Source organism: Streptomyces sp. NPDC033229, assembly GCF_055576875.1.
In genome coordinates, this window is record NZ_JBVIQR010000081.1 from 1 (window position 1) to 12781 (window position 12781).

At 69.7% G+C, this 12781-nt stretch carries 11 protein-coding genes; 6 read left to right on the top strand and 5 right to left on the bottom strand.

From position 1 onward, the window contains the following. Positions 1–478 precede the first annotated feature (478 nt). Positions 479–1555, bottom strand: coding sequence for a histidinol-phosphate transaminase (gene hisC, locus ACZ53N_RS34245; protein WP_469144695.1), 1077 nt, complete (start codon positions 1553–1555; stop codon positions 479–481). Positions 1556–2000: 445 nt separating this feature from the next. Between hisC and ACZ53N_RS34250 the strand changes: the two genes are divergently transcribed. From ACZ53N_RS34250 to ACZ53N_RS34260, 3 genes are all read left to right on the top strand, one after another. Next, a complete protein-coding gene (locus ACZ53N_RS34250) occupies positions 2001–3113 on the top strand; it encodes a LacI family DNA-binding transcriptional regulator (protein ID WP_130878527.1) in 1113 nt (370 codons plus the stop codon). A 400-nt stretch (positions 3114–3513) separates the two neighbouring features. Next, the gene (locus ACZ53N_RS34255; RefSeq protein WP_469144696.1) at positions 3514–4587 is read left to right on the top strand and encodes a metallophosphoesterase; all 1074 of its coding nucleotides are present in this window, start codon (positions 3514–3516) and stop codon (positions 4585–4587) included. A 181-nt stretch (positions 4588–4768) separates the two neighbouring features. Then, entirely contained in the window at positions 4769–5680 is a 912-nt protein-coding gene (locus ACZ53N_RS34260; protein ID WP_469144697.1) for a hypothetical protein, read from the top strand. Between the two features lie 178 nt (positions 5681–5858). Here the strand turns inward: ACZ53N_RS34260 and thiC are convergent, their stop codons facing one another. Further along, a complete protein-coding gene (gene thiC / locus ACZ53N_RS34265) occupies positions 5859–7616 on the bottom strand; it encodes a phosphomethylpyrimidine synthase ThiC (RefSeq protein ID WP_469144698.1) in 1758 nt (585 codons plus the stop codon). A 183-nt stretch (positions 7617–7799) separates the two neighbouring features. Between thiC and ACZ53N_RS34270 the strand changes: the two genes are divergently transcribed. After that, positions 7800–9140, top strand: coding sequence for a YibE/F family protein (locus tag ACZ53N_RS34270; protein ID WP_469144702.1), 1341 nt, complete (start codon positions 7800–7802; stop codon positions 9138–9140). A gap of 33 nt (positions 9141–9173) precedes the next feature. Here ACZ53N_RS34270 and ACZ53N_RS34275 read toward each other — a convergent pair whose 3' ends face one another. The 3 genes from ACZ53N_RS34275 to ACZ53N_RS34285 form a co-directional block, all read right to left on the bottom strand. After that, on the bottom strand, positions 9174–9620 hold the full coding sequence (locus tag ACZ53N_RS34275) for an SsgA family sporulation/cell division regulator (RefSeq protein ID WP_130878532.1): 447 nt from the start codon (positions 9618–9620) through the stop codon (positions 9174–9176). Between the two features lie 645 nt (positions 9621–10265). Further along, positions 10266–10487 (bottom strand): DUF5326 family protein, encoded by a 222-nt coding sequence (locus ACZ53N_RS34280; RefSeq protein ID WP_469144699.1) that lies wholly within the window; start codon positions 10485–10487, stop codon positions 10266–10268. A 163-nt stretch (positions 10488–10650) separates the two neighbouring features. Continuing rightward, positions 10651–10968: a cupin domain-containing protein gene (locus ACZ53N_RS34285; protein ID WP_130878534.1), complete on the bottom strand. Its 318-nt coding sequence runs from the start codon at positions 10966–10968 to the stop codon at positions 10651–10653. A gap of 63 nt (positions 10969–11031) precedes the next feature. On the opposite strand from ACZ53N_RS34285, the gene ACZ53N_RS34290 reads away from it, so the two are divergent. Both ACZ53N_RS34290 and ACZ53N_RS34295 read left to right on the top strand, forming a co-directional pair. Further along, a complete protein-coding gene (locus tag ACZ53N_RS34290; protein WP_469144700.1) occupies positions 11032–11412 on the top strand; it encodes a phage holin family protein in 381 nt (126 codons plus the stop codon). Positions 11413–11429: 17 nt separating this feature from the next. Further along, positions 11430–12569 carry a cystathionine gamma-lyase gene (locus tag ACZ53N_RS34295; protein ID WP_469144701.1) on the top strand — a complete coding sequence of 380 codons (1140 nt, stop codon included), beginning with the start codon at positions 11430–11432 and terminating at the stop codon, positions 12567–12569. Positions 12570–12781: the final 212 nt, after the last annotated feature.

The following is a 12781-nucleotide window of genomic DNA, read 5'->3' on the forward strand; positions in this document are numbered from 1 at the left end:
GCGGTACGAAGAGGTAGTGGTAAACGGTGGTGATGCCGAATTGCCAGCGCGCCAACGTTTCCGGCGCCAGAGCCAGGTCCACGCGGTCTCTCCTTGCCTCTTGCGACACCGGCGACTCACGCCTCCGGTGGTTTGCACCCTTTTGCCCCAGTGAAAGCGGGGCATAAAAGACGAGCTTGTGAACGCGTTCACATTCACAAGCATTATGGCGCACCCGCTTTTCGGACAATCACCGGGGGGGTACCGTTCGGCCCTTGCGGGCCCGGAGGACGGCTGTACGGTGCCCTCTGACGCCGGACGTCCGCCAGTCGGGCGCACGCACCACCGCTGCGCGGCGGTGTCCTCAGTCGCCGGACGAGCTGGTTTGGCTGAGGTCAGCCACATCAAGCCCGTCCGGCGATCGAGGACGCGCCCGCAGGGCGCCTTGCCGCCGCAGGCGGCACGCCACCGGCCTACAGCCGGGGATCCGCCGGGGCGCCTAGAACTCCTTGCGGAACGTCTCAGCCGTCTGTACGAAGAGATCGTTCGCCTCGGTCTCACCGATCGTCACCCGGACGCCCTCCGGGAACGGCCGTACGACCACACCCGCGCGCTCGCACGCGGCCGCGAAGTCCTGCGACCGCTCCCCCAGCGGCAGCCAGACGAAGTTGGCCTGCGACTCCGGCAGCGTCCAGCCCTGCGCGGTCAGCGCGCCGACCACCCGCGCCCGCTCACCCACCAGCGCGTCCACCCGCTCGCGCAGCGCGTCCTCGCGGCGCAGCGAGGCGACCGCCGCGTCCTGCGCCAGCTGGGTCACCCCGAAGGGCACGGCCGTCTTGCGCAGCGCCGCCGCGACCGGCTCGTGCGCGATCGCGAAACCGACGCGCAGCCCGGCCAGTCCGTACGCCTTCGAGAAGGTGCGCAGCACGCAGACGTTCGGCCGGTCGCGGTAGAGGTCGATGCCGTTGGGGACGCTCTCGTCGCGGATGAACTCGATGTACGCCTCGTCGAGCACCACCAGGACGTCGGAGGGCACCCGGTCCAGGAAGGACTCCAGCTCGGCCCGTCGCACGACCGTGCCGGTGGGGTTGTTGGGGTTGCAGACGAAGATCAGCCGGGTCCGGTCAGTGATCGCCGCGAGCATCGCCTCCAGGTCGTGCACATCGCCGTCGGTCAGCGGCACCGGTACGGGCGTGGCGCCCGAGACCTGCGTGATGATCGGGTACGCCTCGAAGGAACGCCAGGCGTACATGACCTCGTCGCCGGGGCCCGCCGTCGACTGGATCAACTGCTGCGCGACGCCGACCGAGCCGGTGCCGGTGGCGATGTGCGTGACGGGCACCCCGAAACGTTCCGCCAGCTCCAGCATCAGGCCCGTACAGGCCATGTCGGGGTAGCGGTTGAGGGAACCCGCGGCCTCGATCGCGGTCTCCAGCACACCGGGCAGCGGCGGGTAGGGGTTCTCGTTGGAGGACAGCTTGTACGCGACGGGGCCGTCGGCGGCGGCCGGCTTGCCCGGCTTGTAGGTGGGAACGCCGTCCAGCGCGGCGCGCAGCTTCGGGGTCTTCTCGGTCACCGCAGGTCCTCCTCGACATCCCGTGCGCGCGGGCGGCGCCGCACGGGGAAAGCGCACACGAATAGCGGACATGAATACTGCACACCTTAAGAGGATTGCCCCGGGCGGCGTCCAGCATCGAGTGCGAGTGCCGTACCCGTCGGCCGCCGCCCGCCGTATCCGCGCGACACGGCTTAACGTGCCGGGGGAGCGCTCCCTTTTTTCCCGTGCGCCGGTGGCGGGCGCCGTGGCGCGCATCCCCCGTGAAGGTGAGTTGAGACCTCTTCGAGACCTGAACCATTCATGAGAGTCGGATATGCCAGAGGCGCGCGGCCCCTTATGTGTACCCCCAACTGGCTTTGTTTCCATGGTCATTAGGGAGGAGCGACCGTGCAGAAACGTGCCTGTCAACAGTGAAAACCGGTTCCCCGCCAACGGACCAACCGAGCCCTACTATCGGCTCGCCATGACAGCAGCAGGGAAGCACCAGGTGAGCCGGACGGACCTCTCCCGCAGAGGCAGCCGGCAGGGCCGTGCGGGAATCCGGGACGTGGCCGCCGCCGCCGGGGTGTCGATCACGACCGTCTCCGACGCGCTCAACGGCAAGGGCCGGCTACCGGACGCGACCCGCCGCCATGTCCGCGAGGTCGCCGACCGGCTGGGCTACCGCCCGTCGGCCGCGGCCCGCACCCTCCGCACGGGCAAGTCCGGCCTCATCGGCCTGACCGTGACCACCTACGGGGATGAACCTTTCACCTTCACCGAGTTCGCGTACTTCGCCGAGATGGCCAGGGCCGCCACCTCCGCCGCCCTCGCCCGCGGCTACGCCCTGGTCATCCTCCCCGCGACCTCCCGTCACGACGTGTGGTCCAACGTCGCCCTCGACGGCACCGTCGTCGTCGACCCCTCCGACCACGACCCCGTGGTCACCGACCTGGTCCGCCAGGGCATCCCCGTCGTCTCCGACGGCCGCCCCGCCGGCACCCTCCCCGTCACCGCCTGGGTGGACAACGACCACGAGGCGGCCGTCCTCGGCATCCTCGACCACCTGGCCGCCGCCGGCGCCCGGCGCATCGGGCTGCTGACCGGCACCACCACCGACACCTACACCCGGCTCTCCACCACCGCCTATCTGCACTGGTGCGAGCGGGTCGGCCAGGACCCGGTCTACGAGGAGTACCCCGCCCACGACCCCTGCGCCGGGGCGGTGGCCGCCGACCGGCTGCTCGCCCGCCCCGACCGGCCCGACGCCGTGTACGGCCTGTTCGACCCCAACGGCACCGATCTGCTCGCCGCCGCCCGCCGCTACGGCCTGCGGGTACCGGACGACCTGCTGCTCGTCTGCTGCAGCGAGTCCACGGTCTACGCCACCACCGAGCCGCCCGTCACCACCCTCTCCCTCAAGCCACGGCGCATCGGCACGGCCGTCGTCCAGCTCCTCATCGACGCCATCGAGGGGCTCGACACCGGGCGGCCGGTGGAGCAGGTCATACCGACGGAGCTCATCGTGCGGACCTCCTCCGAGCGCCGCCCGCCGCGCACCACCGTCAGTCCTCCGCGCGGCCCCGCCACGCCCTGACCGCAGCCGGTCAACCAAGAACACGAGCCGGTCACCCGAAGCCCTGAACGGTCAACCCGAGCACCGGGGCCGAACGACCGGACCACCGACGAAAACGGAACGCCGCGAGCCGAGCGGAACGCCGTGACAACGGCGTATATCGGCCACGGCAGGGATCCGTCAGCCACAGGAGAGGTCCGTCACCAACCCCAGGACGGCTTCTCAGGGCCCCCTTCAAGGGGAGCGAACGCCTCAATTGGGGAGAAATGACCGGCGTCGTCGCACGCCCTCCTCGATTGACAGCCCCTGGTGCGTGCACAAGCCACGACGGTCATTCCTATGATGGGCGCACGACACCACGGACCGCCATCGACCAGGCAAGGTCCACAAGGTGCACGGCGGCGCGATGGTGGAGGGGTCGATGACTCAGGGGGCCGGTCAGGGACCCGTACGGACCACGGCGGCGGTGCCGCCCTTCCCCGGGTACGCCGCGCCGCCTCCCATGCCCGCGTACGCCCACGTGGAGCCGCCCTCGGAGTACCCCCCGGGCTACACCCCGACCGCCCGTGACCTGCCGGTCATCGGCCGGAGTGCCGCCCCGCGGGACGTGCCGACCGTCAAGCTGACGCCGATCGCCGACCCGCAGCCGGCGCCCGTGCCCGGCGGCCTCGGTCCGCTGTACGTCGTCGGCGACGTCCACGGCTACCTCGACGAGCTCTACGCGGCACTCGCCGCCGAGGGGCTCATCGACGCGAACGGCCAGTGGGCCGCGGGCAACGCCCGGCTGTGGTTCCTCGGCGACTTCACCGACCGCGGCCCGGACGGCGTCGGGGTCATCGACCTCGTCATGCGGCTGTCCGCCGAGGCCGCGGCCGCCGGGGGCTACTGCAAGGCCCTCATGGGCAACCACGAACTGCTGCTCATCGGCGCCAAGCGGTTCGCCGACACCCCCGTCCAGTCCGGCGCCGGCACCGCCTCGTTCCAGGCGGCCTGGCTGCTCAACGGCGGCCAGCGCACCGACATGGAGCGGCTCGAGGACCACCACATGCAGTGGATGTCCCGGCTCGACGCGATGGCCGAGGAGGACGGGCACCTGCTCGTGCACTCCGACACCACCGCCTACCTCGACTACGGCGACTCCATCGAGGCCGTCAACGACGCCGTCACCGAGGCCCTCCAGCGCAACGACCCGGACGAGGTCTGGGACCTGTTCCGCAAGTTCACCAAGCGGTTCGCCTTCCGCGACGACGAGGCCGGACCGATGGCCGTGCGGGAGCTGCTGGACACCTACGGCGGCGGCCGCATCGTGCACGGCCACAGCCCCATCCCCTACCTGCTCGGCGAGGTCGGCACCGAGGACGCGGACGGTGACGAGGACAGCGGCCCGGTCATCGAGGGCCCGCACCTGTACGCGGACGGGCTCGCGGTCGCGATGGACGGCGGGGTCACAATGGCCGGAAAGCTACTGGTGGTGCAACTCCCGCTGGGGGACTGAGGGTTCATCGGACCGGCGCACGGGCAGGTACGGGGTTCCACTGGCGCGGGGTAATTCGGCAAACTCTCTGTCACCTCGCGACAGAACGGCTCTACCATCGGCTTATCCGTAGCAGGCTCTCCTCCGTTTCCGCCCACTGCCGGTGCCAAGCCGGCGACGAGGCCCTACGGAGCATCGGGGGATGCACATGAACAGCGCTCCGCACCTGCTGGCCGAGGACCGCCCGGAATTCGAGCGCGTCCTCGACCAAGCGTTGCGTACCGCAGACCATGACCCGGAACTGGCCGCCGCGATAGGACAGCGGCTCGACGCAGAACAGCTCCGCACGATGGCGCGGAGCGCCATGGCCGCCATCGCGGCCTGTGCGGCGACCGAATACCAGAGCTTCCTGAAGGCGCGCGAAGAGATGCGCGCGCCCTCCAATGCCGCCCAGCCCCAGCCGGTCGGCAGCGGTGCGCGCGGCGGGGACGGCGATGCCGGTGGCGGGGTCTCGTCCCTCACCGTCGTCGGTGACGTCTCCGAGGCGGCCGGCGCGGGCGCCGGCGCGGTGCTGGCCGTCCTCGCCCCTGTCCTCGCCGGGATCGCGGCGCTGCTCTTTCTCCTCGTCGGCTACGTGCTGCGCACGGTCGCGTCGAACGAGGCCGTGGCGGACCCGATGATCACCGTCGGCTGGTGGTTCGCCGGTCTCACCGTCGCCGGAGTGTTCGTCGCCATGGTCGGCATGCTCGTCACCGCCCTGCGCAACGGCTCGGGCCTGGCACAGGACGCGCGCGGCCTGCGGCGGGGCGAGGACGCCGAGCGGGCCCGCGAGGTCTGGCGGCAGGCGCTGCTGGAGCGTGGCATGCTGCCGTTCCTGCGCGAGTCCCTCGCCAACGCCCCGGTCACCCCGCGCACACCGCCCGCCCCCTCACCCACTCCGCCCACGCCCCCGCCCAGAATCCGCGACCCCCACAGCCGTACGCCCCACCTCGGCTACTCCCGCCCCGGCTTCTCCAGCCCGGACGACGAGTCCTCCCCCAGCCCCCGCCCGGGCTACTCCCGCCCCGACTTCACCAGCCCCGACTACGGCGGCCCGGACCACCGGCCGGACTGAGCCGGGGCCGACGTGGCTGCTGTGCTGTGTCCTCAAGCGCTGGACGGGCTTGATTCAAGCCCGTCTGGGGGCACCTTTCCCACAGAGCAGACATATGCGGTCCTTTTGCGCCATGGAAACGGGAGAGCCACCGCACGGCGCGCGGTGGCTCTCCCCAGGTGCCGCGTACGGTGCGGGCTCAGTCGGCCAGCGGCAGATAGACCCGGTTGCCGCTCGCTGCGAACTCCTTGGACTTCTCCGCCATGCCCGCCTCCGCCTCGACGGCCAGGTCCCCGCCGTGCTCGCGCCGGATGTCCTGCGAGATCTTCATCGAGCAGAACTTGGGCCCGCACATGGAACAGAAGTGCGCGGTCTTCGCCGGTTCCGCCGGCAACGTCTCGTCGTGGAAGGCGCGGGCCGTGTCCGGGTCGAGGGCCAGGTTGAACTGGTCCTCCCAACGGAATTCGAAGCGCGCGTCGGAGAGCGCGTCGTCCCACTCCTGCGCGCCCGGGTGCCCCTTGGCGAGGTCCGCCGCATGCGCGGCGATCTTGTACGTGATGACGCCGGTCTTCACGTCGTCGCGGTCCGGCAGGCCCAAGTGCTCCTTCGGCGTGACGTAGCAGAGCATCGCCGTGCCCCACCACGCGATCATCGCCGCGCCGATCCCCGAGGTGATGTGGTCGTAGGCGGGCGCGACATCGGTCGTCAGCGGGCCGAGTGTGTAGAACGGCGCCTCCTCGCAGATCTCCTGCTGGAGGTCGATGTTCTCCTTGATCTTGTGCATCGGGACGTGCCCGGGGCCCTCGATCATCGTCTGTACGTTGTGCCGCTTGGCGATCGTGTTCAGCTCACCGAGCGTCCTCAACTCCGCGAACTGCGCCTCGTCGTTGGCGTCCGCGATCGAGCCGGGGCGCAGCCCGTCACCGAGGGAGTACGTCACGTCGTAGGAGGCGAGGATCTCGCAGAGCTCCTCGAAGTTCTCGTACAGGAACGACTCCTTGTGGTGCGCCAGGCACCACGCGGCCATGATCGAACCACCGCGCGAGACGATGCCGGTCTTGCGGCGGGCGGTCAGCGGGACGTAGCGCAGCAGCACGCCCGCGTGGACGGTCATGTAGTCCACGCCCTGCTCGGCCTGCTCGATGACCGTGTCCTTGTAGATCTCCCAGGTCAGCTCCTCGGCCTTGCCGTCGACCTTCTCCAGCGCCTGGTAGAGCGGCACGGTGCCGATCGGCACGGGGGAGTTGCGCAGCACCCACTCGCGCGTGGTGTGGATGTTGCGGCCGGTGGACAGGTCCATGACCGTGTCGGCGCCCCAGCGGGTCGCCCAGGTCATCTTCTCGACCTCCTCCTCGATGGAGGAGGTGACGGCGGAGTTGCCGATGTTGGCGTTGACCTTCACCAGGAACTTCTTGCCGATGATCATCGGCTCGATCTCCGGGTGGTTCACATTGGCCGGAAGCACGGCCCGTCCCGCCGCGATCTCCTCGCGGACGGTCTCGGGAGAAACGTTCTCCCGGATCGCCACGTACTCCATCTCCTCGGTGATCTCACCGCGGCGGGCGTACGCGAGCTGGGTCACGGCGGTGCCCGACCGGCCCCGGCGGGGCAGGCGGGGGCGGCCGGGGAAGACCGCGTCGAGGTTCTTCAGGCCCCCGCGCGGCGAGGTGTGCTTGAGCCCGTCGTCCTCCGGACGCATCGGGCGGCCCGCGTACTCCTCGGTGTCGCCGCGGCCGACGATCCAGTTCTCCCGCAGCGGCAGGAGACCGCGCCGGACATCGGTCGGGGCGGACGGATCGGTGTACGGGCCGGACGTGTCGTACAGCCGTACGTCCTGGCCGTTGGTGAGGTGGACCCGCCGTACCGGGACCCGAAGGTCCGGCCGCGAGCCGGTCACGTAGTCCTTGTGCCAGCCGATCCGGCCGGTTTCGGACGTGCGTGCATCCTGCGAGGTCATGAGACCAGACTCCCTACGCCGGCATTACCCGGTAACAGGTTCGGCGGTCGGCGCAGCGGCTTCCGTACGACGTGCGTACGGAGGTCAGCGCCCTCTCAGCCCGGTGCTCCGAGCTCCCGCGATTGCAAAGGTGGCACCACGCTAGCGCTTCCCCCGTCCGGAGGACCAGTGGGGCTTGCGATGATGCGGGGCGTGACCAGCTCAGACCGAAGTCCCCAGTCCCACTCGCACTCCCACTCCCACAGCCACGGCCCGGCCGCCCCCGTCTCCGCCCATCTGCGGAAGGTGATCGCGGCAGTACTGATCCCGTTCGCGGTCGCGGTGGTGGCCGGTCTGGTCGTGCTCTGGCCCGGTGGCGCGCCCGCGCACAAGCCCTCCGGACTGGGCCTCGACCAGCAGACCCGGGCGGGCCGGGTCGTCAAGATCGAGGAGGTCGATTGCGCCAAGGTGGGTGCCCTGCCGCAGCAGCAGGGGAAGCCCGGTGGCCAGGGCGGTCCCGGCTCGTCGGCGGCCCCTCCGGGGTCCTGCGAGAACGCGACCATCGAGGTCGCCGAGGGCCCGGACAAGGGCAAGACCTTCACCGAGGTCGTGCGGCCGGACTCCTCACGCCGCTACTCCGTGGGCCAGAAGGTGGTGCTCGCCCACGCGCCGAAGGCCCCGGAGAATCTGCGGTATTCGGTCACGGACGTGGACCGGACGATGCCGATGGTCGTCCTCGCCGCGCTGTTCGCACTCGCGGTCGTGGTCGTCGGACGGCTGCGTGGCGTCTTCGCGCTGATCGCCCTGGTCATCAGCTTCGGCGTGCTGACGATGTTCATCCTCCCGGCGATCCTCCAGGGCTCGAACCCGCTGCTGGTCGCCGTGGTCGGCGGCAGCGCGATCATGCTCATCGCGCTCTATATGTGCCATGGCCTCACCGCCCGGACCTCCGTGGCGGTGCTGGGGACGCTGACGTCGCTGGTGGTCATCGGACTGCTCGGCTCCCTGTTCATGGACTGGGCGCATCTGACGGGCAACACGGACGACCAGACGGCCCTGGTGCACGGCCTCTATCCACAGATCGAGATCCAGGGTCTGCTGCTGGCGGGGATCATCATCGGTTCGCTGGGCGTCCTCGACGACGTGACGGTGACGCAGACGTCGGCGGTGTGGGAGCTGAAGGAAGCCGACCCGAACGCGAGTTGGCGCAAACTGTATGGATCCGCCATGCGGATCGGCCGGGACCACATCGCTTCGGTGGTCAATACGCTGGTGCTGGCGTACGCGGGCGCGTCGCTGCCGCTGCTGCTGTTGTTCACGATCGCGGACGCCGGAGTGGGGACCGTCGCGACCAGCGAGCTCGTCGCGGGGGAGATCGTAAGGACGCTGGTGGGCAGCATCGGGCTGGTGGCCTCGGTCCCGGTGACGACGGCCTTGGCGGCGCTCGTCGTCAGCGCCGACCGTCAGACGGCGAAGGGCAAGGCCAAGGGGAAGCCCGGGGTGCGCGCCGGTGGCAAGGGCGGCAGGCGCCGCCGCGCGAAGTGACGGGGCGGGGCGGGGCGGGGCGGGACACGGCCATTAACCGGCGTTCTGCCCCTCGGGGTTGCCGGCGAGGATGCTGTCGAGGGCGGCGGCGAGCTCGTAGTCGAAGTCGGCGACGGAGCGCTCCTCACCGAGCGGGGCGATGCGGTCGGTCCGGTCGAGGAAGGCCACCAGGGCGGCGGCCCCGGCCCGGAACAACGCGCCTTCGCCGCCCACTTGCAGCCGGATGAAGACGTCGGACAGGTGCTCGGCGGAGGCGGGTGAGATGTGCACATCGCCTTCACCGGACGGCTGGCTCAGCCCGTCGAGCAGCAGCTCCCGTGCGAACGCCCAGGTCACAGGCGCGTCGCCGGGAAGGTGGAAGGTGAACTTCACCGCGTAGGGGTCGCTGCTGTCGTAATCCAGCGCCACCGGGATCCGGAAGGACAGCTCCTCGGAGACGAGGAACGTCATGATCACTTCCGCCTGAACTGTTTCGCGCATCGCCCAATGTCCCGTCTATGTCGGTTTTGGCCGGGATTGGATCCCCATGAACCTATTGGCGCCATAGTCTGACAACAACGCCTACCAGACCACAAGGAGTGATTTTTCAGATACTGATAGAGATCGTGAGTGAGCATACGAGCTTCCTGACTCTGGAGCGTAGCGACTCGACTACAGGGAGGAGTCGTTCCGGGAGATTCCACAGTTGAGAAATCGCCAGAGTCGCCGGATCCATTGACGCCGAACCGGGACGGGTCCGGGTAGTCGACAAAGGCGGCGGCAAGCGCGTGACGAGGGCGTATTCCCTTGCCTCGCGCTCCGGTTGACGTCACAACGGGGTGGGTTCGCGGCGGAGCAGAGGGTACTTCTCACGCACACTGTGCCGCATCGAGGGATATACCGGGAAGAGGGAGGGATGATCCCGCTAGTCCGGTTCGTCGAGTTGACTCCGTGTGACGGATGGGTCGCGTCGGACGGAAGACCCGAAGCGACGCACGGCAGATGGGCGTAAGCCAGAAAACGGAAAAACCCGCCTCGCGGGTTAATCGCGCGGCGGGATTGCCGTGGGGAGGGAGCCGGGCCGGCGTCGCCCCGGGCGGGAGCGCCGAGCCGGCCGGTGGCGTGGGGCGGGTGTCTGCCGGTCGCCTACCAGTCGCCCTTCGAGGACGACGAGGACGAGGTGAACTTCTTGACGACGATGACCAGCCCGCCGATCAGCGCCGCGAGCAGCAGCAGCTTGAAGGCAAACGTGAGCATGAAGCCCAGCACGCTGACGATCAGGCTGCCGAACACGGCGAGCACGAGGACCGGCACGGCGATCCACTTCACCCACCAGGGCAGTCCTTCGAATATCCCCTTCTCGGCCATGTCGTCCCTGCTTTCCGCTCACGAGTCCGCACGGCTTACGAGTCCGTCCGGAGCCGGCTGATCCGGCCTGCTTTCGATGCTAGGACGGACGGGTGGGTCCGCGGGGTCCCCACAGCCCCCGTCCATCCCTGAGCGTCCCCCTACGGGTAGGCGGGGAGGGGGGTCAGCTCTCAGGCGGAGAGAAGACGACGACGACCCGGAGATCCTCGCTGATGTGGTGGAACTTGTGGGCCACCCCGGCCGGTACGTAGACGACGCTGCCCCGCGCGACCTCCGTGGTCTCCAGCCCCACCGTGATCGAGGCCCGGCCGCTCACCACCAGGTACACCTCGTCCTGGGCGTGGGGGCTCTGCGGGTCCGCGTCGCCCGCGTCCAGCGCGTACAGCCCGACCGACATGTTCCGTTCGCGCAGGAACTGGAGATAAGCGCCTTCGTTGGCGGCCCGCTCCGCTTCCAGCTCGTCCAGCCGGAACGCCTTCATCCGTCGTTCACCCCTTGCAGTGCCGATCCTCGCCGGGCCGATCCCGTCTGCAACGATCTCATCATGAAGAATTTCGTAGTCAAGACGATTGCCAATGCGGCGGCCCTGGCGGTCGCGATCTGGCTGCTCAAGGGCATCACCCTGTCCGGGGAGAACACCGCCCGCAAGGTGCTGACGCTGATGGCCGGCGCGCTCCTCTTCGGCGTAGTCAACTTCGTGGTCAAGCCGATCGTGAAGCTGCTGTCCTTCCCGCTCTTCATCCTCACCCTCGGCCTGATCACATTGGTGATCAACGCGTTGATGCTGCTGCTGACCTCATGGCTCGCGGACCAACTGGATCTGGCATTCCACATCGAGGGCTTCTGGACCTCGCTGATCGGTGGTCTGATCATCTCGATCGTGGCGTGGGCGATGCATGTGATCCTGCCGGACGAGCAGGACTGACGGAGAGGGGCTGCGGCATGACCGGAGACGGGACGAGAGCCGTACGGGCGGGCCTGCCGGAGCCGCGGGCGAACGAGCCGGCGCTGCCGGGCCCGGCCTTCGCCGCCCACTACCACCTGCCGGGCGAGGTCGCGGGCCCGTACACGTACGGCCGCGAGGGCAACCCGACCTGGACGGCCCTGGAGCGGGCGATCAGCGAGCTGGAGTACCCGGCGGGGGATCCGGCGGCCGAGACGATCACCTTCCCGTCCGGCATGGCGGCGATCTCCGCCGTGCTCTTCTCCCAGCTGCGGCCGGGCGACACCGCGCTCCTGCCCGGCGACGGCTACCAACTGCTGCCCGCGCTGCGCGAGCGCCTGGAGGGCTTCGGCGTCACGGTCCGCACCGCGCCGACCGGCGGCGACGCCCAACTGGGCGCCCTGGACGGCACCCGCCTGCTGTGGATCGAGACGCCCTCGAACCCGGGCCTCGACGTGTGCGACATCCGCCGCCTCGCCGACGCCGCACACGAGCGCGGCGCCCTGGTCGCCGTCGACAACACCCTCGCCACGCCGCTCGCACAGCGCCCGCTGGAGCTGGGCGCGGACTTCTCCGTCGCCAGCGGCACCAAGGCCCTCACGGGCCACGGAGACGTACTCCTGGGCTATGTGACCACTCTGGACCCCGAGCTGGCAGCGGCCGTCCGCGCCTGGCGCAAGACCACAGGAGCAATCCCAGGCCCCATGGAGGCCTGGCTCGCCCACCGCTCCCTCGCCACCCTCCAGCTCCGCGTGGACCGGCAGGCGGCCACCGCCCTCGCTCTCGCACGCGCCCTGCACGACCGGCGCGAAGTGACCGCCGTGCGCCACCCGGGCTTGCCGGACGACCCCGCGCACGCGGTCGCCCTGCGCCAGATGCACGGCGGCCGGTTCGGCTGCGTGGTCTCCTTCACCCTCCCGGACCGGGCCCACGCGGAGCGATTTCTGGCCGCGCTGCGACTTGTCGACGAAGCGACGAGCTTCGGCGGGGTGCGCTCGACGGCGGAGCGGCGCGGACGCTGGGGCGGGGACGCGGTGCCGGACGGTTTCATCCGCTTCTCGGTGGGCGTCGAGGACACGGAGGATCTGGTCGATGACGTGCTGACGGCCCTCAACCTCGCACAAACGAACGGGGTTTGAGGCAGGTCGCGGGGCGGTCGGCTTGCGATACGGTGACGGTGATTGAGCCGCTTCGTCACGCAACGAAGTCGGCCCTCGAAGGTGCGCCAACACCGGTCGAGGGCCTACACCACGAGGACTTACGAGCTGGTGCGTGATAGCGGGGTGAGTGTCGTGCCTGGCTGGTGGCATGATCCGGCTGTGGCGATCACGATCAATCGGGCGGTACTGGC